At 74.7% G+C, this 22,114-nt stretch carries 22 protein-coding genes; 6 read left to right on the plus strand and 16 right to left on the minus strand.

The annotated features are described in order from the left end of the window. Positions 1 to 9: 9 nt before the first annotated feature. The 5 genes from BLU95_RS10735 to BLU95_RS10755 all read right to left on the minus strand — a co-directional run bounded on the left by BLU95_RS10735 (position 10) and on the right by BLU95_RS10755 (position 4,055). Complete coding sequence (locus BLU95_RS10735) at positions 10 to 690, minus strand: NAD(P)H-dependent oxidoreductase (RefSeq protein WP_093859812.1); 681 nt, start codon at positions 688 to 690, stop codon at positions 10 to 12. A 155-nt stretch (positions 691 to 845) separates the two neighbouring features. Next, complete coding sequence (gene upp / locus BLU95_RS10740) at positions 846 to 1,526, minus strand: uracil phosphoribosyltransferase (protein WP_093859813.1); 681 nt, start codon at positions 1,524 to 1,526, stop codon at positions 846 to 848. Next, positions 1,526 to 2,227, minus strand: coding sequence for a phosphoribosylanthranilate isomerase (locus tag BLU95_RS10745; protein ID WP_093859814.1), 702 nt, complete (start codon positions 2,225 to 2,227; stop codon positions 1,526 to 1,528). Before BLU95_RS10745 ends, upp begins: the two co-directional genes overlap by 1 nt. Before the next feature lie 236 nt (positions 2,228 to 2,463). Further along, positions 2,464 to 3,156: a type 1 glutamine amidotransferase domain-containing protein gene (locus BLU95_RS10750; protein ID WP_093859815.1), complete on the minus strand. Its 693-nt coding sequence runs from the start codon at positions 3,154 to 3,156 to the stop codon at positions 2,464 to 2,466. Between the two features lie 119 nt (positions 3,157 to 3,275). Further along, positions 3,276 to 4,055, minus strand: coding sequence for an alpha/beta fold hydrolase (locus BLU95_RS10755; RefSeq protein WP_159424848.1), 780 nt, complete (start codon positions 4,053 to 4,055; stop codon positions 3,276 to 3,278). A 596-nt stretch (positions 4,056 to 4,651) separates the two neighbouring features. Here BLU95_RS10755 and BLU95_RS10760 point away from each other — a divergent pair. Beyond that, positions 4,652 to 5,518: a helix-turn-helix domain-containing protein gene (locus tag BLU95_RS10760; protein ID WP_093859817.1), complete on the plus strand. Its 867-nt coding sequence runs from the start codon at positions 4,652 to 4,654 to the stop codon at positions 5,516 to 5,518. On the opposite strand, the gene BLU95_RS10765 is transcribed toward BLU95_RS10760, so the two are convergent. Both BLU95_RS10765 and BLU95_RS10770 read right to left on the minus strand, forming a co-directional pair. Next, complete coding sequence (locus tag BLU95_RS10765) at positions 5,463 to 6,152, minus strand: hypothetical protein (protein ID WP_093859818.1); 690 nt, start codon at positions 6,150 to 6,152, stop codon at positions 5,463 to 5,465. The genes BLU95_RS10760 and BLU95_RS10765 overlap by 56 nt on opposite strands. A gap of 951 nt (positions 6,153 to 7,103) precedes the next feature. Then, positions 7,104 to 7,970 (minus strand): helix-turn-helix transcriptional regulator, encoded by an 867-nt coding sequence (locus BLU95_RS10770; protein WP_093859819.1) that lies wholly within the window; start codon positions 7,968 to 7,970, stop codon positions 7,104 to 7,106. Between the two features lie 97 nt (positions 7,971 to 8,067). Between BLU95_RS10770 and BLU95_RS10775 the strand changes: the two genes are divergently transcribed. Beyond that, positions 8,068 to 8,856, plus strand: coding sequence for an NAD(P)H-dependent oxidoreductase (locus BLU95_RS10775; RefSeq protein WP_093859820.1), 789 nt, complete (start codon positions 8,068 to 8,070; stop codon positions 8,854 to 8,856). 95 nt (positions 8,857 to 8,951) lie between these two features. On the opposite strand, the gene BLU95_RS10780 is transcribed toward BLU95_RS10775, so the two are convergent. Continuing rightward, a complete protein-coding gene (locus tag BLU95_RS10780; protein ID WP_093859821.1) occupies positions 8,952 to 9,407 on the minus strand; it encodes a hypothetical protein in 456 nt (151 codons plus the stop codon). A 219-nt stretch (positions 9,408 to 9,626) separates the two neighbouring features. Continuing rightward, complete coding sequence (locus tag BLU95_RS10785) at positions 9,627 to 10,655, minus strand: ArsR/SmtB family transcription factor (RefSeq protein WP_093859822.1); 1,029 nt, start codon at positions 10,653 to 10,655, stop codon at positions 9,627 to 9,629. A 295-nt stretch (positions 10,656 to 10,950) separates the two neighbouring features. On the opposite strand from BLU95_RS10785, the gene BLU95_RS10790 reads away from it, so the two are divergent. Then, on the plus strand, positions 10,951 to 11,472 hold the full coding sequence (locus tag BLU95_RS10790; protein ID WP_093859823.1) for an RICIN domain-containing protein: 522 nt from the start codon (positions 10,951 to 10,953) through the stop codon (positions 11,470 to 11,472). 72 nt (positions 11,473 to 11,544) lie between these two features. On the opposite strand, the gene BLU95_RS10795 is transcribed toward BLU95_RS10790, so the two are convergent. The 3 genes from BLU95_RS10795 to BLU95_RS10805 form a co-directional block, all read right to left on the minus strand. Then, on the minus strand, positions 11,545 to 12,309 hold the full coding sequence (locus BLU95_RS10795) for a hypothetical protein (protein ID WP_093859824.1): 765 nt from the start codon (positions 12,307 to 12,309) through the stop codon (positions 11,545 to 11,547). A 92-nt stretch (positions 12,310 to 12,401) separates the two neighbouring features. Beyond that, positions 12,402 to 12,998, minus strand: a complete 597-nt coding sequence (locus BLU95_RS10800; protein WP_093859825.1) for a PadR family transcriptional regulator — start codon at positions 12,996 to 12,998, stop codon at positions 12,402 to 12,404. 136 nt (positions 12,999 to 13,134) lie between these two features. Continuing rightward, a complete protein-coding gene (locus BLU95_RS10805; RefSeq protein ID WP_093859826.1) occupies positions 13,135 to 15,189 on the minus strand; it encodes an NADPH-dependent 2,4-dienoyl-CoA reductase in 2,055 nt (684 codons plus the stop codon). Between the two features lie 262 nt (positions 15,190 to 15,451). Here BLU95_RS10805 and BLU95_RS10810 point away from each other — a divergent pair, with 262 nt between their 5' ends. Continuing rightward, entirely contained in the window at positions 15,452 to 16,717 is a 1,266-nt protein-coding gene (locus BLU95_RS10810; protein WP_093859827.1) for an FAD binding domain-containing protein, read from the plus strand. Between the two features lie 166 nt (positions 16,718 to 16,883). Here the strand turns inward: BLU95_RS10810 and BLU95_RS10815 are convergent, their stop codons facing one another. Continuing rightward, a complete protein-coding gene (locus BLU95_RS10815) occupies positions 16,884 to 17,459 on the minus strand; it encodes a TerD family protein (RefSeq protein WP_093859828.1) in 576 nt (191 codons plus the stop codon). 54 nt (positions 17,460 to 17,513) lie between these two features. Beyond that, positions 17,514 to 18,509 (minus strand): LysR family transcriptional regulator, encoded by a 996-nt coding sequence (locus tag BLU95_RS10820; RefSeq protein WP_093859829.1) that lies wholly within the window; start codon positions 18,507 to 18,509, stop codon positions 17,514 to 17,516. 71 nt (positions 18,510 to 18,580) lie between these two features. Between BLU95_RS10820 and BLU95_RS10825 the strand changes: the two genes are divergently transcribed. After that, the gene (locus tag BLU95_RS10825) at positions 18,581 to 19,321 is read left to right on the plus strand and encodes an SDR family oxidoreductase (RefSeq protein WP_093859830.1); all 741 of its coding nucleotides are present in this window, start codon (positions 18,581 to 18,583) and stop codon (positions 19,319 to 19,321) included. Positions 19,322 to 19,423: 102 nt separating this feature from the next. Here the strand turns inward: BLU95_RS10825 and BLU95_RS10830 are convergent, their stop codons facing one another. Continuing rightward, positions 19,424 to 19,900: a hypothetical protein gene (locus BLU95_RS10830; protein ID WP_093859831.1), complete on the minus strand. Its 477-nt coding sequence runs from the start codon at positions 19,898 to 19,900 to the stop codon at positions 19,424 to 19,426. A 188-nt stretch (positions 19,901 to 20,088) separates the two neighbouring features. Here BLU95_RS10830 and BLU95_RS10835 point away from each other — a divergent pair, with 188 nt between their 5' ends. Further along, on the plus strand, positions 20,089 to 20,382 hold the full coding sequence (locus BLU95_RS10835) for a hypothetical protein (protein WP_093859832.1): 294 nt from the start codon (positions 20,089 to 20,091) through the stop codon (positions 20,380 to 20,382). A gap of 54 nt (positions 20,383 to 20,436) precedes the next feature. On the opposite strand, the gene BLU95_RS10840 is transcribed toward BLU95_RS10835, so the two are convergent. Then, complete coding sequence (locus BLU95_RS10840) at positions 20,437 to 22,011, minus strand: glycerol-3-phosphate dehydrogenase/oxidase (RefSeq protein ID WP_093859833.1); 1,575 nt, start codon at positions 22,009 to 22,011, stop codon at positions 20,437 to 20,439. Positions 22,012 to 22,114: the final 103 nt, after the last annotated feature.

Below are 22,114 nucleotides of genomic sequence, written 5' to 3' on the forward strand. Positions count from 1 at the left end.
GCGGGCGGATCAGCGGTCGGCGGCGGCCCGTCCCCTGCGCAGCGCGTCGGCGACGTCGAGCATCCGGCGGGTCTGGTACGCGACGGCGGCGAGGTTGTCCTCGGTGACGTGCTCCGCCAGCCGGCCCGGGACCGCCTGCCGGCCGGAGACCGAACTGACGCCGTAGGGGTTGCCGTTGCTGGGGGCCGTCATGATCTCGTCGGTGACGCCGGGCGGCACGATGATCCCGCCCCAGTGGTAGAAGACGGCGTTGAGCGAGAGGATCGTCGCCTCCTGCCCGCCGTGCGGGGCGCCGGTGGAGGTGAACGAGGCCATCACCTTGCCCTGGAGGCCGCCGCGGGCGTTGAGCGGCCAGGCGAGCTCGATGAAGTGCTTGAGCGGGGCGGCGATCATCCCGAACCGGCCGGGGCCGCCGAGCAGGATCACATCGGCCCAGCCGAGGTCGTCGACGGAGGCGGTGGGGACGGCCGCGATCGCGGCGGCGTTCTCCTGCCAGGCCTCGGTCCACTCGGTGAACTCCGGTGCCAGGGAACCCTGGACGTACTCGGGGACCCGGCGCAGCCGGACCGTGGCGCCGGCCTTCACGGCGGCCTCCTCGGCGGCCAGGGCGAGCTTGTGGACGTTGCCGGTGCCCGAGTAGTAGACGATCGAGATCCTCGTCGTCGGCGCGGAGGTGTCGGCGGTGGACACGGTGGTGCTCCTCAGGGTCGGTGACGGTCGGTGCGGTCGGTGGCGGTGAGCGGCGGTGAGCAGCGGTGAGCGGCAACAGGCGGCGGGGGCCGGAGCGGTGGGGTCGCGGGGTTACGGATCCCGGACCCCGCCCGCCCCGGCGGGTGGGGAGGGCCTCAGGCGGGGACGTCGGTCCCGAAGTAGCGGTCGCCGAAGTCGCCGATGCCGGGCACCATGAACGCGTTCTCGTTGAGCCGCTCCTCGATCGAGGAGGTCACGATCCGCACGCCGGGGTGGCGGTCGTGCACGGCCCGGATCCCCTCCGGGGCGGAGAGCAGGTTCACGAAGAGGATGTGCTCCTCCGGCACGCCGTGGTCGAGCAGCACCCCGATCGCGGCCAGCGCGGTGCCGCCGGTGGCGAGCATCGGATCGAGGAGCAGCACATGGCCCCGGCCGATCCCGGCGGGCAGCGCCGCGTAGTACAGCCGCGGGAGCTTGGTGACCTTGTCCCGCTGGATCAGGATCTTGCCCAGCCTGGTCTCCGGCGCCATCACCCTCAGCTCGGACTCCATGCTGTCCCCGGCCCGGGCGACGGAGACGCCGTAGACCGGGGTGGCCGGCGACAGGCCGTGGTAGACCTGCCCGACCGGGGTGCGGACGTCGCGCGGCTCGTACGGCAGCAGGTCCAGCGCGGCGTCCAGGAGGCCGCGGATGATCCGGTTGGCGGAGAGGACGAAGTCCTCCCGGCGGGCGTCGCGGTCCCGGACGACCGCGTGCAGGGCCCGCAGGCGATTGGTCTGGGGCACCAGGTGGGTCACCCGGGTCACGCCCCGCAGCGGCTCGGTCCCGGTGGCCATCAGGAGGCGCTCCGGCCGTCCTCCGCGGCGACCCGGGCGAAGGCCGCGCGGGCCTCCTGGACGAAGGTGCGCACCTTCTGCCGGTCCTTGCGGCGGGTGGCCTTGTCCTCCAGGCCGGTGTGGGCGTCCACGGCGGCGGGGCGGACGGCCTCGATGGCGGCCGCGACGTTCTCCGGGGTGAGCCCGCCCGCCATCATCAGCGGCTTCGGGGAGATCCGGACCAGCTCGGCGCTGACCGACCAGTCGTGGGTCAGGCCGGTCGCGCCCTTGGCGCCGGTGGCGGGGTTGAAGCTGTCGGTGATGAACATGTCGACCCACTCGGCGGAGGTCTCGACGATGGTGCGCAGTTCCTCGATGTTGTCCGACTTCACCACGAGGCTCTTGAGCACGTAGAGGTCCGGGGCGAGGGTGCGCAGCCTGCTCAGCTCGGCCGGGGTCACGTCGCCGTGCAGCTGGATCGCGCTCACGCCGATCTCGGCGCAGAACGCGGCGATCTCGTCGGCCTCGGTCAGGTAGGTGATGATGACGCCCTTGTTGCCGGGCTGGATCGCCTTGACGATGGCGGCGGCGTCGGCCTCCGAGAGGTCCTCGTTCTTGGCCGGCAGGCGCAGGGCGAAGCCGAGCCAGTCCGCGCCCTCCTCGATGATCAGATCGGCCTCGGCCTGGTCGATGATGCCCGCGACCTGGATCAGTCCGTACATGGCTGTCTGCCTCCTCTGGCCCCGGCGGTGCTGGCCGGGGCCGGTCTGCGACGGTTTCGGGGGGGCCGTCCGGGGACGGCGGGGCGGCGGCGCGGGCGGGCCCGGCGGGTGCCTTGCGGGGCGGCCGGGTGCCGCGCGGCGCGGCGGGTGCGCGGCGGGCCGGGTGCGTGGCGGGCCGGGGTCAACGGCCCGGGTCGGCGCGCCGGGATCGGCGCGCCGGGATCAGCGCGCCCGGGTCAGCGGGCTTCGGCGGCCTTGGCGAGTTCGGCGACGACGAGGCGCGCCACGGGGGCGGCGGAGGCGGGGTTCTGCCCCGTGACGACCCGGCCGTCGCTCTGGGTGTGGGCCTGGTAGACGCCCGCCTTGGTGTGCAGCGCGCCCGACTCCTTCAGCCGGTCCTCCAGCAGGAACGGCATGACCTCGACCAGGCCCAGCGAGTCCTCCTCCTCGTTGCTGAAGGAGGCGACCCGCTTGCCGCTCACCAGGAGGGTGCCGTCCGGCAGCCGCAGGTTGACCAGCGCGGCCGGGCCGTGGCAGACCGCGGAGACGACGCCGCCCCGGCCGTGGATGTCCATGGCGATCCGGGCCAGGTCCGGGGAGTCCGGGAAGTCCCACATGGCGCCGTGGCCGCCGACGTAGAAGATCGCCGCGTACTCGGCGGGGTCGACGTCGGCCGCCCGGCGGGTCGCCACGAGCTTGGCCTTGACGGTCTCGTCGGCCAGGAAGCCGACGATCTCGGGGTCGTCCTCCTCGCCCGGGAAGACCACGGCCGGCGGCTCGCCGCCGCGCACGGAGACGAAGTCGACCTCGTGGCCGGCGCCGACGAAGACGTTGTAGGGGTGGGCCGCCTCCGAGACGCTGTAGCCCGTCCGGTTGCCGGTGTCGCCCAGGGTGTCGTGACTGCTGACGGCGAGCAGGATCTTGGCCATGGTTCCTCCTGGAGTCGCTGCGGAGTGCTCCGCGGGTGGTCGGGCGGCCGGCCGCGGTCCGGGCCGGCCGCCCCGGGGCCGGGTGGTGCGGGGTGGCGCGGGTGGTGCCCGGCGGAGGATCAGGCCCGGTGGATGAAGTCCTGGATCAGCTGCACGAGTTCGTCCGGACGCTCGAAGATCACCATGTGGCCGCTGTCGATCTCGGTGTAGCTGGAGTTCGGGATCGCGGCGGCCAGCTCGCGGGAGTGCTCGGCGGGCACGGCGGCGTCCGGGTACGGGGCCAGCACGAGGGTCTCGGCCTCGACCTTGCCGACGATGTCGCGGATGTCGACCTGGACCAGCAGCTCCAGCTGACGGATGCGGCCGCTGGAGGGGCTCAGCTCGGAGCCGAGGTTCTCGACGTCGCTCAGGCTCGGCCGGGTGCGGATGTAGCGCGGGCTGAAGGCGGTGGTGCTCAGGACGCGGCCGAAGGCCTTGGCGTCGTGCTTCTGGCTGAGCGTCAGGCCGATCAGGTTCTCGATGTAGAGGTCCGACTTCACCAGACCGCCGATCGGCACCAGCCGGCGCACCAGGCCGGGGTGCAGCGCGGCGGTGGCGGCGACGACGGCCCCGCCGAGCGAGAAGCCCACCAGGTCCACCGGGCCGAGGCCGGCGTGCTCGATCACGGCGGCGACCTCGTCGGCGAGCTGCTCGACGGTCAGCGGCGTGCCGTCGTCCTCGGCGGTCTCGCTGCCGGACAGCTCCGGCAGGATGACGGTGTTGCGACGGGCGAAGTCCTCGACGAGGTGCCCGAAGGTGACCTGGCCCCCCTTGCCCACGCCGTGCACCAGGACCAGGGCCGGCCCCTCGCCGGTCACGGTGTAGTGGACGCGCGAGTTTCCGACGGAGATCGTGGGCATGGCGGATCGCCTCCTGTGACGATGTGGAAAGGAATACCCCGACAGACGCTGACCGGGGAACCGAAAATATGGTGCGGGCATGCGTACGGAAATGCGCACGGAGAATTCCGCCGGCCCCACCGGATTCATGTGGGTGCGGGCCGTCGGGTTCCGCGGGAAGCAGCTGCGCAGGATTTCGACAACGCCGGCCGGCTTCGCCCCCGAGGGCGGCCGGACGGATGGTGCGGGTCCGCACGACGAAGCACGGAGGCCATTACGACGCGGACACGACATGCCGGAGCACGGGAAAGGGACGCCGTCGAGCCCCGCCCCCTCGATCACTCGAAGTAGAATTTATCTACTTCCAGCGATCCGGTCAAGCTTGCGGATCACCTTCGAGTGATCCGACGCCCGACTCGCAGCGCGCAAAGGTGTGTATCAAATACTCATAAATGGCATTGAAAGCCAATAAAACGGACACTTGGCATTGGCCGGTCGAAGCCTCCGCCGGCCGCACAGAACTCCGGCCGCGGTCACGAGCTCATGCCGATGCCCCGGATGTCGGGATCTTCCGCTGCCTGGGCACTATCATTCTTTCAGACCCCATCCAGTGGAGTATGCCCGTGCCCGACCGCTTGTTCGACGGCAATAAGCTGCGCAACCTCCGCGTCGTCAAAGGAATGTCGCAGGCCACACTGGCGGCCGGGCTTCATGTGAAAGTGAACGCCGTCTATCGCTGGGAGAACGGCCTGGCAGCTCCCCCGCCGGAGCGATTGCCGACGATTGCCGCATTCCTGGACACCGACCTGGACGAGCTCTTTCCACGCGGCGGAGCACCGAATCTCGCCGACCTGAGGTGCGATGCCGGGATGACCCAGGCGGACACCGCGCGCCACACCAACACCGCCTCCCCCATGCCGGTGCGGGCCGCCGAACAGGGCAGGCGACCGCTCTCCGAGCAGGCGGTGACGGCACTGGCCGCCGCGTACGGGGTGACCCGGGCCGAGCTGCTCGCGGCGCAGCGGCGCTCCTTCGGCCAGGCCGAGGAACCCGCACCGGAAGCCTCGGCCGAGGGCGCCCGGGTGGCGCGGAAGCTGGAGTCGCTGCGCACCGAGGTGTACGGCGGGGTCGCGCCCTCGGACGCGCACCTCGCGGCCGAGGGGAACCGCCGGAGCGGCTCCGGGGCGCTCACCGAGGAGCTGGTCCGCTCGCTGCGGGCCGGCGGGGTCGCCGAGCCGCCGGACGCGGCGCTCGACGCCCTGGCGCTCGCCCTCGACGTGCCGCCGGTCTACTTCCGTCAGGACGATCCGGAGGTGGACGCGCTGATCCTGTCCACCCGGGCCGTGCGCGACAGGTTCACCGTGATGGCCGCGCGCGGCGCGGGCCAGGACCTGCCGAAGGAATCCTGGGACCAGCTCCGGGACTTCATCAGCGGGACGATGGCGGAGATCTTGGCACAGGACGGGAACGGACACCCGGAGTGAGGCGCTCGGCCGCCGGCTGCCGGGCCTCCCGGCCGAGGGGCTCCGCCCCGGCGCCGGACGCGGTGCGGCGGTCGGCCCCGGAGGACGCGAGGCGGTCCGTCCCGGCGGCGGGGCGGCGGTCCGCCCCCGGGGGCGCGCGGTGCTCGGCCCCCGATGCCGCTCCGTGCTCGCGCCGCCGGCTGATCAACCGGGCGGCGTGGTCGGCGCGCAGCTCGATGAAGGCGTCCCGCTTCAGGGACCTGGCCGTCGCCGGGATCCCTCCGACCGGCGCCATCCCGCGCGCCCGCAGGACGTCGGGCGGGCCGACCAGCCCGGCGCCGTCGCCGGCCCACAGGTGCACCAGCTGATGGACCTTCAGCTCCACCTCGTGGGAGAGCGACCGGCCCTCGCGGTGGAGGATCAGGTCGACCGGGCGGGTGTCGTGCTTCACCAGCAGTCCGCAGGTGCCGTCGAGCCCGGTCAGCTGGGACGCCGGGATCGGGCGCAGCACGATGTGCCGGCCGCTGGCCTCCGCGAGGTTCCCGACCAGGCGGTCGAGGTCGAAGGGGTCCGGGAGGGGCATGGAGGCGACGAGGCGCTCGCCGTCCTGCTCGGCCTGGAGGTGCAGCAGGCCCGCGCCTCGGTGCCGGTACATCCCCGCGAGAATTCCGGGTGCGTCGTGACCACGGCGAGGAGCCCCGCTCATTTCGGGGATCCCGTACCGCCGATCCCTCTTTCCAGAACTTGGCACCGGGTGTGTAAGTAGCCTACTCTGCGCATTCTACATTCCCCCTTCTGTGCACGGCTCATAAAGTCGTCGCAAAGGCACACGGAAACGTTCGGAATCGCTCATGAATTCGCTCGTGGATGTGCGACCGGCGCGGCCCGACGCTGTATGTCCGTCGGTCGCAGCAGTTCGCCGTCGAGTCCTCGGGCCCGGTGGTCCGCCCTCACGGGCAGGTTGTCGGCCCGGAATCCCCCGCTTCCTGCGACGCCCGGGTCCACGATGTTCACAGCGACCCGGCGCGCAAGGCACGATTCCGATGCCCCCCGTTCATGCCTGTCTGATAGTGCTCCCTCCCGAGGGGCGCCGGCCGACCACAGCCCGGCGTTACCGAGGTGCGAGCGTGCCGAGGCTACGATAAATCTCGGACAACCACCATGGTGCATGGTTTACGACATCTGGCCGAAACTCACCAGCCACCGGGCGGCGGAATCCGGACCCGGCCCGACGGCCCGCGACCGGCCCCGGCGCCGGCCGTGCCGGGCGCGCCACGGGGGGCGTCCGGTCCCTCCCGCATCGTCCGACGTCATGCGATGTCGCGCGGTACCGGGCGGCACCCTCCGCACCACCGGGCCCGGCCGCGCCACCCGGCCGACCGGCCGCGGGGCCCGACCGGCGCGGTCGGCGCGGCCGGAGAGAGGGCCCGGATCAAGTCGTGATCGATCTGCCGGATTCACCGTAGCGCCGGCGCGGGCGGGCGGTGGATCACCGTGGCCGGTCACCGATCACCGTGGTCGGTCACCGATCACCGTTGCCACTGCCGTTGCCGGTGCCGGTGCCACCGTGGCCGCCGTCGCGTTCACCGTGGACCGCGGATCCTGCTCACGCCTCGTCCACCGCGCCGCCGAGCCGGGCCAGGGCCGCCGCGGCGGCCGCGTCCGGCCCCGCCGAGAAGACGTGCACCACGAGACCGGTCTCGCCCGGCCCGGCCGGCACGTGCAGGGCCTCGAAGTCCAGCTCGAGAGTCCCGGTGACCGGGTGGTGCAGCCGCTTGTGGCCCGAGGTGCAGTTCATCACCTCACCTGAGTCCCAGATCCGGCGGAACTCCGGGCTCGCCGCCGACAGTTCGGCGATCAGACCGGTCAGCTCCGCGTCGTCCGGCCAGGTGCCCGCCGAGGCCCGCAGCTGGCCGACCGCCTCGGTGGCGCGGTCCGACCACTCCGGGTGGACGGTGCGCGCGGCCGGGTCCAGGAACAGGAACCGGGCCTGGTTGCGGTCCCGCCGTCCCCCCGACTCCCGCAGGCCGCCCATGAGTTCGGCACCCAGCGGGTTCCAGGCCACCACGTCCAGACGGTGGTCGGTCACGAAGGCCGGCATCCCCGCGCCCAGCGCGTCCAGCATGCCGCGCAGCAGCGGACTCACCCGGGGCGCCGGCGGCGGCAGCCGACGGGAGCCGGCCAGGGTGTCCAGATGGCGGCGCTCGGCCGCCGACAGACCCAGGATCCGGGCCAGTGCCTCCAGCACCTCGAAGGACGGCTGGGTGGACCGCCCCTGTTCCAGCCGGACGTAGTAGTCGACACTGATCCCGGCCAACTGCGCCAGCTCCTCCCGGCGCAGCCCGCGCACCCGCCGCCGTCCGCCGGCCGTCAGCCCGACCAGCTCGGGCGCGACCCGGGCCCGGCGGGCCCGCAGGAACTCCCCCAGCGCGGGGCGGGGAACGGCGGAACGAGCGGCGGCGGTGGTCTCCATACGCTCCAGTATGGTGGCCCTCGCATTACCAGGATCCGGAGTCCGCCGGACCGGCAGGGAACTGGCTGCGGCTCTCGGCCCCGGCGAGGGTGGAGCCATGAGCAACCACACCCCGCAGCAGCGGCCCCGGCGCGTCCTGGTCGTCACCGCCCACCCCGAACCCCGCTCGCTCACCGCCGCGCTGGGCGACTTCGCGGTCGCCCGGCTGCGCGCCGCCGGGCACGAGGTGGAGGTCTCCGACCTGTACGCGATGAAGTGGCACGCCGCCCTCGACGCCGACGACTTCCCCGACCACCCGGCGGACGCCCGCCTCGGGGTGCTCGCCGCCCAGGACGGGGCCACCCGCACCGGGCGGCTCTCGGCCGACATCGCCGCCGAGCAGGAGAAGCTGCGCCGGGCGGACGCGGTGGTGTTCCAGTTCCCGCTGTGGTGGTTCTCGGCGCCCGCGATCCTCAAGGGCTGGATCGACCGGGTGCTCACCTTCGGCTTCGCGCACGGCCCGGACGTCCCCCCGCCGTACAGCGAGGGCGCGTTGGGCGGCAAGCGCGGCCTGCTCGCGGTGAGCGTCGGGGGCCGCGAGTCGGCGTTCACCGACCGGGGCGCGCACGGGCCGCTCACGGACCTGCTGTTCCCGCTGCAGCACGGGGTGTTCTGGTTCAGCGGCATCGCGGCCCTCGAACCGTTCGCCGTCTACCGGTCGGAAGGCCTGTCGGCCGAGGAGTTCGAGGCCGCCGCGGAGGCCTACGGACAGCGCCTGGACGCCCTGTTCACCGAGGAACCGGTCCCGTTCCGCCGCCTCGACGGTGGCGACTACGCGCGCGACATGCGCCTCCACGAGGGCCTGGAGCGCCCCGGCGCCACCGGCCTCGCGCTCCACCGGCGCTGACTCCGGTCCCCCGGGGCGCCGGCCGCACAGGGGTCGGCCGGCGCCCCGGGGGACCGGCCACGACGGCAGACCGCACGCGCCGGAGGTCGGCCGCGTCAGAAGGTCGCGAGATCCAGGGCCTCGCGCAGCGAGGCGTAGCCGACGCAAGCCAGCAGCCAGACCCCGAGACCGGCCGTCCCCGCGGCCAGGATCCGGCCGACGCGACCCCGCTGTTCCCTCGGGCGGCGCAGCTGGCGCACGCCGAGGAACAGCAGCAGGACGGCGGCCGCGCCCATCGCGCGGGCGAGCAACGGGTCCCGGCGGTGGACGAGTTCGGCCAATACGAAGACACCGGCGAGGGAGGCCGTGGTCAGCAGCGCGAACAGCGTGCCGAGCACCAGCTCCCCGAGCAGTTCGCCGAGGAACCCGCCGATCGCCGCCGTACAGCCGCGCACCGGGCCGCGCACGGGGTCGGCCACCGGGGTCGGGTCCCCCGGCAGGTGGACCGCCCGGGCGGACCCGGGCCCGCCCAGGGCCGGGGCCCCGGGGCCCCCGTCGGCCGTGCTCCCCACCGCTTTCTCCCCCCTCCCGCCGCCTTCTCCCCCGCTGTCGATGCGAACCGTCGGACTACCGACGGCGGCCGTCCCGCCGAGGGGCGCCCCGGGAGGGGGCGAGGTGGCCGAGCCCCGGGGCGGGCGGTCGTCGGTGGGGGCCCGACCGGGTGGGCCGGCACGCTGCACACCCCCGGGCCGGAGCGTTCGGTGACCGGCAGACCCGCGGGCCGGACGCGGTCAGAGCGCCCTGGGCCCCGGGGCGGGCGGGACCGGGCGGTCCTCCAGCAGCGCCTGACCCAGCGGGGTCAGCACATGGCGCACCCCCGGACCGGAGCGTTCGGTGGTCAGCAGACCGGCGGAACGCAGCACTGAGGCGTGGTGGCTCGCGGTGGCGGGCGAGGTGCCGGTGCGGCGCGCGAGCTCGGCCGTGCCCGCCGGGTCGGCGACCGCACGGAGGGTGCGGGCGCGGGTGGCGCCGAGCAGCGCGACGAGCGCCCCGTCGGGCTCCGCCGAGGCGGCGGCCGCCCAGACCGTCCGGTAGGTGGCCAGGTCGCGGGCCAGCGGGTAGTGCAGCACCACCGGGTGGTCGGGGCCCCGGTTGTCCGTCAGGACGAGCGGCTCCGGCCAGAAGAAGGTGGGCACCAGGAGGATCCCGGCGCCCCGCAGGTTCAGGTCGGCGTCGACCGGACAGGGCACCGACAGCACCGGTGACTCCCAGCGGACGTCCGGGTGCAGGGTGCCGAGCAGGCCGTCCAGGCCGGTGTCGACGGCGGCCATCGCCCGCGCGGCGCGCTCGGTGTGGTTGGCGGCCAGCAGCTGCGACCAGTAGGGCGCCACCGCGAAGGCGTGGTACTCGCGGAGCCTGCGCCGGACCAGGCCACGCCACTCCCGGTCGCCGCGGTGCAGCTCGCGGACCCAGCGCGGCACCGTCGGACGCAGGTACTCCAGGGCGGCCAGGTCCGCCGCCCACAACTGCCGTGGCAGTGACCAGGTCTGCTCCAGGCTGTCCGTCAGGCTGCCGGTGCCGGCGTGCAGGAACGCCTCCGGCGCCTCCGTCACGCCCGCCGCCGTGGCCAGTTCGAACAGCACCCGCAGTTCGGGGCGCAGGCGTTTGCGGGTCATGCTGCGCCACCCCTCCAGGGCCACGCCGCCCACGTCGCGGGCCTGCACCAGCGACAGGCTCAGTACGGTCTCCGTGAGCGGGTCGGGTGCCCGCGCGATCCGTACCCTGGTCAGGTCGTCGTGGGTGAAGCGGATACGCAGCAATCCGGTCCTTCCGTCGGCTTCCCCGGCGAGGCGCAGCGGTGGTGGTGGTCCGGTCCCCGTCCCCCGATCGGGTGACCGGCCCCGCCGCGCCCGTACTTACACCGTATGTGCCCCCGCCCGGCCGGACGGGCACGTTGCCCGGCTCTGACCGGTTCGTGGCACACCACGGACATTGCGACGCCCGAATTCGATGGCACCCGAAGGGTCTTGGACCGGACGCTTCCGGACGCCGACACTGGCGGCCGGGGCGTCCCGGCCGGGACGTCCGGACCACCAGACCGGGAGTGCACCGATCATGCGATCCAGCCGCCAGTCCACCGCCCGCTCCACCGCCCGCTCCGTCGTCGTCGCCGGGTCGGTGCTCGCCGCCGCCACCGTGCTGGCCGCGCCCGCGCAGGCGGCGCCGGTCCTGCACGGCTACGCCAATGTCGCGGTGGGCAAGTGCCTCGACATCCGGGGCAACTCCACCGCGGACGGCGCGCTGCTCCAGGAGTTCGACTGCAAGAACGCCTCGAACCAGCGGTTCTGGACCGACACCGACTCCGCCGACGGGAACACCGAGATCCGGGTGCAGCGGTCCGGGCTCTGTCTCGAGCCGACCGGCGCGCACCCCGGCAGCATCGTCCTCCAGCGGGCGTGCACCGGTGCGGCCGGCCAGCGCTGGGAGATCGTCCCGAAGGGCCCCGGCGCGGTCGTGCTCCGGCACCCGGCGACCGGCCAGTGCCTGAACGACTACGCCTCCGGCGTCGGCAGCGAGCGCACCGCCAACATGTGGACCTGCCTCGACAACGCCTGGCAGACCTGGGCGGTGCGCTGACCCCGGCGGCACGGCCCCCGGCGCGACCCCGGCGCGGGCCCCGGCGGGGTGCGCCGGGGCCCGCGCCGGAGGTCAGACCGCTGCGCCCGGGGCGGCGGTGGCGCCCGCCTGGACGCCCAGGGTGCGTTCGGCCTTGGCGACGGCCGCGCGGTAGTAGAGCGAGGCGAGCCGGGAGTCGTCGGACTCCCGCTGGAAGTACCCGTAGGCGAGGGCGACCTCGCCCAGGCGCTCGATGCCGAGGTAGCCGTTGAGCCGGACGCCGGCGAGGTCGCCGTCGAGGCGGACGGCCGGGGCCCCGGCGCGGTCGCCGAGGGCGATCGGGGTGACCGAGAAGGTCACGGCCGCACCGGTGTTGTCGGTGAAGGTGATGCTGTGGCAGTCGGCGAACGCGGAGCCGACGGTGGCGAAGTCGGCGTCCAGCCGGGCCGCCTCCTCGGCGCTGAGGGACTCGGTGATCATCGGGTTGCCGTCCGGACCGTCGAACTGCACCTCCTGGTGCGGCCCCTGGGCGGAGCCGCCGGACGGGTTCCGGTTCAGCAGCGCGCGCAGGGCGTCACAGCCGGCCACCGGGGAGGCGTCGGTGCCCGCCGAGGGGTTCGGGTCCACCGGGACCTCGGTGAAGTCGGGGCCGAGTTCGGCGGCGCTCAGCAGGGCTGCCCGGAGCTGCCCGTCGGTCGGCAGCAGAGGTGCCGACGCCGTGACGGCCGATGCGGGGGCGAGGGCGGGTGCGGATGCGGGGGCGGTCGGCGCTCCCGCCGCGAGCTGGGCGGTGCCGAGGGTGAGCACGGTGGCGACGGCCGCCGCGGTGAACGCGCGGAAATGCCTCGGGAGGGACATACGGGCCCCCGATCGATGAGGTCGGGCAGGGACAGGCGTCCAGTGTCCCACCGGCCCCCGGGGAGCGCCCGCCCGGAGCACGAAGGCACAGGTCAGGAGGGGTTTTCCGACCACTCGGCCGGCTGCGGGCCCGGTGCCGGGGTCGGTGCCGGTGCCGGTGCCGGCGGCAGGCTCTCGACGGTCTCCGCGAGCCACCGCACCCAGAAGGACTCCAGCCCGACCCCGGCCCGCAGGACCGCGTGCTGGAGCGGCTCGCCCCCGCCCTCCTCCCCCGCCGGGAAGTCGCGCCGCCCGATCGCCTCGTAGTGGGCCAACTGCGCCCGGTGCAGGTCGAGATGGCGGCGCAGCTCGGCGTCGAGCCCGGCCGTGCCGACCACGGCGGCGGCGCGCAGCCGCAGCAGCAGCGGGTCGCGGATCGGCCGGGGGTCCTCGGCGGCGGCCGTCCACCGCGCCAGTTCGGCGCGGCCGGCGGGCAGCACCTCGTACTCCTTCTTCTGCCCGCGCACCGGACCGGCCTGCGGGAGCGCCCGGATCAGCCCGGTGGTCTCCAGACGGCCCAGCTCGCGGTAGATCTGCTGGTGGGTCGCGGACCAGAAGAAGCCGATCGACCTGTCGAACCGCCGGGTCAGCTCCAGCCCCGAGGAGGGCCGCTCCAGCAGGGCGGTGAGGATGGCGTGCGGCAGCGACATGGCACCGATCCTAGGCCGCGCCCCGCACGGCCGGTACGGGCTCGTGCGGGGCGGGCGGCGGCAGGTCGTGCGCATCGGCCCGAGGGCAGTGGCCGCGGCGGCGGCGCCCCGGCGTCGGAGGGCGGCCGCCCCCGCGTCAGAGCGCGGCGGCGAGCTCGGTGCCCTGCTTGACCGCGCGCTTGGCGTCGAGTTCGGCCGCCTCGTCGGCGCCGCCGATCAGGTGCGGGGCGACACCCAGGGCGCGCAGGGCGGCGTCGAGGTCGCGGCGCGGTTCCTGGCCGGTGCACAGCACCACGGTGTCGACCGGCAGCAGCTGCGGCTCGCCGTCGACGGTGAAGTGCAGGCCCGCGTCGTCGATCCGGTCGTAGCCCGCGCCGGCGACCATGACGACGCCGCGGTGCTTGAGCTCGGTGCGGTGGATCCAGCCGGTGGTCTTCCCCAGCCCGGCGCCGACCTTGCTGGTGCGGCGCTGGAACAGGTGGACCCGGCGCGGCGGCTCGGGCCGCTCGGGACGGGCGAGGCCGCCGCGCTCGCGGTAGTCCCCGTCGATGCCCCAGTGCCGGCGGTGCACGGCCGGGTCGAGGCTCGGCGCGTCGCCCGCGTCGGTGAGGAACTCCGCGACGTCGAAGCCGATGCCGCCCGCGCCGAGGACGGCGACCCGCTCGCCGACGGCGGCGCCGTCGCGCAGCACGTCGAGGTAGCCGAGCACGCTGGGGTGGTCGACGCCCGGCAGGTCGGCGGGGCCGGGGACGCGCGGGCTGACCCCGGTGGCGAGCACGACCTCGTCGAAGCCCTCGGCGGCGAGTTCGGCCGCGTCGACCGCGCGGCCGAGCCGCTGCTCCACGCCGAGGTCCTCCAGCCGGTGGCGGTAGTAGCGCAGGGTCTCCGCGAACTCCTCCTTGCCGGGGATCCGGCGGGCGATGTCGAGCTGCCCGCCGATGACGGCGGCGGCGTCGAACAGGGTGACCCGGTGGCCGCGCTCGGCGGCGGTGACGGCGCAGGCGAGACCGGCCGGTCCGGCCCCGACGACGCCGATCCGCTTGGCCCGCCGGGTCGGGGCGAGCACCAGCTCGGTCTCGTGGCAGGCCCGCGGGTTGACCAGGCAGGAGGTGATCCTCCCGCTGAAGGTGTGGTCGAGGCAGGCCTGGTTGCACCCGATGCAGGTGTTGACGGCCTCGGGGCGGCCCGCCGCGGCCTTGGCGACGAAGTCCGGGTCGGCGAGCAGCGGGCGGGCGAGCGAGACCAGGTCGGCGCAGCCCTCGGCGAGCAGCCGCTCGGCCAGCTCGGGGGTGTTGATCCGGTTGGTGGCGACCAGCGGCACGGACACCGAGCCCATGACCCGCTCGGTCACCCAGGCCCAGGCGCCGCGCGGCACCGAGGTGGCGATGGTGGGGATGCGCGCCTCGTGCCAGCCGATGCCGGTGTTGATGATGGTGGCGCCGGCCGCCTCGACCGCCTTGGCGAGCGTGACCACCTCGTCCAGGGTGGAGCCGCCGGGGACGAGGTCGAGCATGGAGAGCCGGTAGATCAGGATGAAGTCCGGTCCGACCCGTTCCCGGACCCGGCGGACGATCTCGACCGGGAAGCGCATCCGGTTCTCGTAGGTGCCTCCCCACTCGTCCTCGCGGTGGTTGGTGGCGGCGGCGACGAACTCGTTGATCAGGTAGCCCTCGGAACCCATGATCTCGACGCCGTCGTAGCCGGCCCGGCGGGCGAGTTCGGCGCAGCGGGCGAAGTCGTCGACGGTGGCCTCGACCTCGTCGGCGGTGAGGGCGCGGGGCGGGAACGGGCTGATCGGGGCCTGCACGGCGCTGGGGGCGACCAGGGCGGGGTGGTAGGCGTAGCGGCCGAAGTGCAGGATCTGGAGGGCGATCCGGCCGCCGGCGGCGTGCACGGCGTCGGTGACGACGCGGTGCCGGTCCGCCTCCTCCTCGGTGGTGAGCTTGGCGCCGCCGTCCCAGGGGCGCCCGGCCTCGTTGGGGGCGATGCCGCCGGTGACGATGAGGCCGACACCGCCGCGGGCGCGTTCGGCGTAGAAGGCGGCCATCCGCTCGAAGCCGTTCTCGGCCTCCTCCAGGCCGACGTGCATGGAGCCCATGATCACGCGGTTGGGGAGGGTGGTGAAACCGAGGTCGAGCGGGCGCAGCAGGTGCGGGTAGGGCGGCGGCGGGGTGCTGGCGGTCGTCGTCATCGCGGCTTCTCCTGGCGGGGGCGGGCGGGGCGGTGGTCCGGGGACGGCCGTCCGGGGGCGGAGGTCCGAGCGCGGAGGTCCGGGGCTGCGGGCGTGGTCGGCCACCACACGGTAGGCGAGCCCGAGCCGGCTATGCAACCAGTTGCATAGGTGATCCAGGGAACACCTCGGACACTCCGCTGACGGACCGTCAGTCCACGGCGTATGGTCGACGGGACGACGGACGGGGCGGCGGGCGCCCCGGCGAGGAGGGGGAGGGGTCGTGCGGGGTGGATCGGTCGCCGTGGTCGGCGGCAGCATCGCGGGCAGTGCGTTCGCACGGGCGGCGGCCCGGGGCGGGGCCGAGCGGGTCACCGTGCTGGAGCGCAGCCCGGGACATCTGGAGGACCGCGGGGTGGGCCTGTGCGTCCTGCTGGACCGCTACGACGAACTGGTCCTGGCCGGCCACCTGGACGACGGCATCCGCCACCATCCGCTCACCACCCGGCACTGGGTGGCCAAGGACCCGGCGGGCCCTCCGCGCGGGCGGGTGCTGTGGGTGCAGCCGATGGCCATGCACTCGTTCCACTGGGGCGTGCTGTGGCAGGGGCTGCGCGAACGCACCCCCGACCGGGTGGAGTTCCGCCCCGGGACGGCCGTCACGGCGGCCGGCGGCACCGACCTCGCCGGGCCGGCCTGGGTGGAGACGGCGGCCGGCGGGCGCGAGCCCTTCGACCTGGTGGTGGGCGCCGACGGCCACCGGTCGGTGGTGCGCGCCGCCGTCTGCCCGGAGGCCCGGGCCGAGTACGCCGGGTACGTCGCCTGGCGCGGCAGCTTCGACGCCCGGTTGCTCGACCGGCTCCCGGGCGGCGCGGCCCACTGGCCCGAGGCGGAGGTGATCACCGCCTGCTACCCCGGCGGACAGGTCGTGCTCTACCGGATCCCGGGCCTGACCCCCGGCACCACCCTGGTGAACTGGGTCTTCTACGCCCCCGCACCCGACTGGCTGCGGACCGCCGGCGGCACCGACCCGCTCGGCTTCGCGGTCGGCTCGCTGGACGCCGCCCGCCGCGGCGAACTGTCCGCGCTCGCGGAGCGCGTCCTGCCGCCGTACTGGGCCGGCGTGGTCGACCTGACGCCCGTCGAGCGGATCCTGCTCCAGCCGATCCACGACCTGGAGACCCCGCGCCGCACCGCCGGCCGCCTGCTGCTCGCCGGGGACGCCGCGACCCTCGTCCGCCCGCACACGACCAGCGGTGCGGCGAAGGCGCTGCAGGACGCCTGCGCCTTCGAGGACGCCTGGCGGGCGGCGGAGGACTGGGCCGACCTGCTGCCCGGCTACGACCGCGAGCGCGGCGCGGCGGGGCGGGCGCTGGTGGAGCTCAGCCGCCGGCTCGGGCGGGCGCAGGTCACCGGGGCGCCGGACTGGTCGGCCGTGGACGGGCCGGCGATGGCCGCGTGGTGGCGCGACCAGCTGGGCGCCTCGGGCGGCTTCGGCGGGCTGGCGCTGGAGCGGAAGCCGAATCCGCCGGGGGCGGAGGGGCGCTGACCGGGCAGTCGGCCACCGGGCGGCGACCCGCTCAGTCGACCGCCCGGTGGCCCGTTCGAGTGGCCCGTTCAAACGGCCCGTTCAAATGGCCCGTTCACGTGGCCCGTTGAGAAAGCCTGGTCACGTGGCCCGTTCGGGTGCGCGGCGGCATCCCGGGCGCACGCCGTCAGACGTTGACGCCGTAGTCCGTCGCGATGCCGCGCAGGCCGGAGGCGTAGCCCTGGCCGATCGCGCGGAACTTCCACTCGGCACCGTTGCGGTACAGCTCGCCGAAGACCATCGCCGTCTCGGTGGAGGCGTCCTCGGTGAGGTCGTACCGGGCCAGCTCCTGGCCGTTGGCCTGGTTGACGATCCGGATGAAGGCGTTGCGCACCTGGCCGAAGCTCTGGAACCGGGCGTCGGCGTCGTAGATCGACACCGGGAAGACCACCTTGGCCACGTCGGCCGGGACACCGGCCAGGTCGACCTTGATCTGCTCGTCGTCGCCGTCGCCGCCACCGGTCAGGTTGTCGCCGCTGTGCTCGACCGAACCGTCCGGGCTGCGCAGGTTGTTGAAGAAGACGAAGTGCTGGTCCGAGACCACCTTGCCGTGCGCGTTGCAGAGCAGCGCGCTCGCGTCCAGGTCGTAGTCGGCGCCGGTGGTGGTACGGACGTCCCAGCCGAGTCCGACGATGACGGCCGTCAGGCCCGGCGCCTCCTTGGTCAGCGAGACGTTGCCGCCCTTGGCCAGCGAAACTCCCACGATTGCCCTCCTCGGTTGCTCTCCCTGCCAAACGAATCTACAGCACTGTAGAGATCACGAGAATCCGTCGGCCGAGACATCCGCCGATCCGACCGCCCCACCGCCGGCCCCACCGCTCGCCCCGTCGGGCAGCAGCCGGACCCGCCGGGCCAGCAGTTCGACGAACGCCGTCGTCAGCGCGTCCGGCCTGGTCCTGGTGTAGGCCACCAGCGGCCGCCGCACCGGCGGTTCGGGCCGGCGCACCAGCCCGTCGAAACCGGGCGGCACGATGTTCGCGGGCACCAGCGCCGGGCCCAGCCCGGCCGCCGCGAGCAGCGGCGCCGCCGCCGTCTGCTCGGTGCGCACCGCCACCCCCGGGCGGAACCCGGCCTCGGCGCAGGCCGCGTCCACCACGTCCGCCAGGCCGTTGCCGGGCGCGTAGTGCACCCAGTCGCGCCCGGCCAGCGCCGCCAGCGGCACCGGGGCGCCGTCCGGCCCCGTCGTCCCGGCCGGACCGGCTGCCCCGCCCGGCTCCTCCGGCCCGGTCGGCCCGTCGGCCGGGAGCACCAGGACGAACTCCTCCGTCCCCAGCTCCCGGATCGGCCCCTCCCAGCCCGTCGGCAACGGCCCCACCGCCACGTCCGCCTGCCCCGCCGCCATCGCCGCCCGGAGGTCCTCGGTGTGCGCGAACTCCCGCAGCCGGATCCGCACCTCCGGGTGCGCCGCCCGCCAGGCCCGCAGCACCGGCGGCAGCAGGCCCAGGCTCACCGAGTACACCGTCGCCAACTCCAGCTCCCCGCCCGCCAGTCCGGCCGCGCTCAGGGCGGCTGCCCGCAACCGCTCGGCGTCGGCCAGCGCCGCCCGCGCGTGCGGCAGCACCGCGCGCCCCATCGGTGTGGGCCGCACCGCCCGCGGCAGCCGCTCCAGCAGCGGACCGCCGACGGCCTTCTCCAGCGCCCGCACCTGGTGCGAGAGCGCCGGCTGGGTGACGTGCAGCAGCTCGGCGGCACGGGTGAAGGAGCCGGTGTCGACGACGGTCACCAGGTACTCGAACTGTCGGAGCGTGGTCATGCAGCCAGTTTATGGATTTCTTCGAAAACAAGCCTTGGACGCATCACCCCTGGTCGGAACAGGCTTGCCCCATGACCGACAGCACTCTTCCGCTCGCCTCCCGCCGCGTCGTCGTGATCGGCGCGGGCTCCCGCACCGGCCGCGCCCTCGCCCATGCCGCCTCCGCCGCCGGCGCCGAACTCGTCCTCGCCGGCCCCGACCCGCGCAAGCTGGAGTGGACGGCCGGCGAACTGCCCGGCCCCGCACGGACCGTGCACGTCGACCTCGCCGACGAGGCGTCCGTCGCCGCCCTCGCGGCCGCCACCGGCCGCTTCGACCACCTGGTCTCCACCGCCGCCATGCCCGCCAACGGCCCGCTCGCCGAACTCGAACTCGCCGACATCCACCGGGCTTTCGCCGCCAAGGTCTACGGACCGCTGCTGCTCGCCAAGCACCTCGCGCCGCAGGCCGCCACGGACACCCCCGACGGCGCCTCCTTCACCTTCTTCTCCGGGGTCGCCGCCTGGCGCCCGGCCCCCGCCCGCACCGTGATGGCGACCACCAACGGCGCGCTGGCCTTCCTCGTCCAGGCCCTCGCGGTCGAGATCGCCCCGGTCCGGGTCAACGCCGTCTCCCCCGGCATCGTCGACACCGGCGCCTGGGACGGCCTGGGGCCCGACAAGGCCGCCTTCCTGCGCTCCGTCGCCGAGCGCAACCCGGCCCGCCGCACCGGCACCGTCGAGGACCTCGTCCGCGCCGTCCGGTTCGCCATGACCAGCCCCTTCGTCACCGGCACCGTCCTGCACGTGGACGGCGGCGGCCGGCTGGCCTGAGCCCCGGCCGCCGAGCCGCCGGGGCCGAGGATCCGGCGGCTCGGCACAGGTCGAGGCCGAGGTACGGCGGCTCGGCACAGGTCGAGGCCGAGGTACGGCGACTCAGTCCAGGTCCAGGTACGGCGACTCGAACAGGTCGACGTGCAGGCCGGACCGCCGGGTCTCCGTTACAGCCGGCTCCGGCGCGCGGGTGAGACCGATGTACAGGTAGTAGTCGTAACCGAGGTGCACGAAGAAGCCCTCGTCGCCGGAGAAACGGCACCACACGAAGTCCTCCCGGAGGACGGACCGCACCAGTTCGAGCGCCTCGTCCAGCGGCAGGCGGTCGCCCTCGGCGACGCGCTGCCACCACGAGCTCTCCGGGCAGACCTCCAGGTCGTCGACGCACAGCTCCGTCACGCCCTGGGCCGCCGCGAACCGGCGGACGGCCGCGAGGTGGCGCTCCTCCGTCTCCAGGTAGACGGCCTCGGTCAGCACGACGCCGCCGAAGGACTCACCGATGTCCGACATGCTCGTCCAGGCGGGCGCCGTCCCCTCCCGCTCCTCCGGGGAGTACCTCACCACGCGGTACTGGTGCATCTGCCACTCTCCGGCTCCGGGAACGAGCCCCGATTCTCCCCCGCCTCGCTCCCCGGAGGCCGTCCGGGCGGTCATCGGCTAGCGTGGCGCGTGCCGTCCGCACCGCCGGGCGGCCCTGCTCGACGCCGGCCGACCGGGCTCAACGCCGGACGGCCGGGCGCACCGACGGCAGTCGCCGGGAGGTCCTCATGCGCCAGCGGCACAGCTTCCACCTCGACCGGGGCGGGCATTCCGTCACGGTGAACGTGCGGTCCGGGTGGATCACCGAGACCGAGGTGCTGGTGGACGGCAAGGAAGTGGCCTTCCACCGGGTCCACGGGCACGGGGTGTACCCCCTGGTGCTCGCCGCGCAGCTGGCCGAGGAGCCGCCGCAGCCGCTGGCCGTCCGGCTGGAGCGGACGGGCGCGCCGGAGCGCCCGCTCAGCTGCACCCTGGAGCTCGGTGCGGACGTGCAGCCGATGGCGGAGCGGACCGGACACTGAGCCGGAGCCCCGGTCCAGGCCCTGGCGCGGGCGGGGGCGCGGGCGGGGGCGCGGTCAGACCGAAGCCTTCGCCGCGATCCCCTCGACGGCCGCCCGGGCGCGCTCGGCGTCCGCCGCGACGAGGCCGATCCGGGTGCGCCGGTGCAGCACGTCCGCCACGTCCAGCGCGCCCTCGTGCGTGAGCGCGTACGCGATCTCGGCGCGGCTGACGTCGATCCCCTCGGCGACCGGCGCCCCGTACCCGGCGCCGAGGAGTTCCTCGCCCACCGCCAGTACCTCCTGCGCCGCGCCGCCGTGCCGGGCGAGCAGCGAGGCCGCCACCTCGCCCTCCGGCACCGGGCGGCTGTCCCGGTGGTTGGGCGCGCCGACCAGCGGCAGCCGGGCCGTCCAGCAGGCGCGGGCGGGCAGCCCGCGCAGCCGGACGGCGCTGTCCACGGCGTCCTCGGCCATCCGGCGGTAGGTGGTGAGCTTGCCGCCGACCACGGTGATCACGCCGTTCGGCGACTCCAGGACGGCGTGCTGCCGGGAGAGGTCGGCGGTGGCGCCGTCGCCGGTGTCGATCAGCGGACGCAGCCCCGCGTACGCGCCGCGTACATCGGCCCTGGTCAGCGCCGTCTCCAGGGCGCCGTTCACGGTGTCGAGGAGGAAGTCGATCTCGGTCTCGGAGGGCTGCGGCTCGTCGGGGACCGGGCCGGGCGCGTCCTCGTCGGTGAGGCCGATCGCCACCCGGCCGAGCTGCTGCGGCAGCGCGAAGACGAAACGGCTGGTGGAGCCGGGCACCGGGACGGTCAGCGCGGCGAGCGGCCGGCCGAGCGCGGCCGCGTCCACCACCAGGTGGGTGCCCCGGCTGGGCCGCAGCCGGATCGACGGGTCCACCTCGCCCGCCCACACACCGGTGGCGTTCACGACGGCGCGGGCGTTCAGCTGGAACGACGCCCCGGTGAGGGAGTCGACGAGCCGGGCGCCCGTCCCGGTGACCTCCTCGGCGCGCACCCGGGTGAGCACGGTCGCCCCGTACTGCGCCGCGGTGCGGGCCAGAGCCACCACCAGCCGGGCGTCGTCGACGAGTTGGCCGTCATGGGCGACCAGCGCACCGGACAGGCCCGCACCGCGCAGACCCGGCACCAGGGCCCGGGCGCGGTCGGCGCCGACCCGGCGGACCCGGGGCAGCAGACCGCCCGGGGTGCCGGCGCTCAGCCGCAGCGCGTCGCCCGCGTGGAAGCCGACCCGGACCAGTGCGGCCTGGCCGGGGCGGAACAACCCGTCCAGCAGCGGCACGAGTTGCGGCAGCGGCCGGACCAGGTGCGGGGCGGTGCGGGTCATCAGCACACCGCGCTCGACGGCGCTCTCCCGGGCCACCCCGATCCGGCCCGAGGCGAGGTAGCGCAGACCGCCGTGGACGAGCTTGGAGCTCCACCGGCTGGTCCCGAAGGCGAGATCGCGGGACTCCACCAGCGCCACGCACAGTCCGCGCGCGGCCGCGTCCAGGGCGACCCCCGCGCCGGTGACACCGCCGCCGATCACCAGCAGGTCGACCGACGGGCGGTCGGCGAGCGCGGAGAGCTCCAACTCGCGGCGGCGGGCGGTGAGTCGGGCGGTCCCGGCGAAGGGCCCGGCGGTGGTGGTCATCTGCGGCCTCCGGAGGCGGTCGGTCTGCGGTCGGTTCGCGGGAGCGGGTCCACGGGAGCGGGCGGGTGCGGGTACGGGTGCGCGGGCGCGGGTGTGCGGGTGC

The sequence above is a fragment of the Streptomyces sp. TLI_053 genome (assembly GCF_900105395.1).
Taxonomy (GTDB): Bacteria; Actinomycetota; Actinomycetes; order Streptomycetales; family Streptomycetaceae; genus Kitasatospora.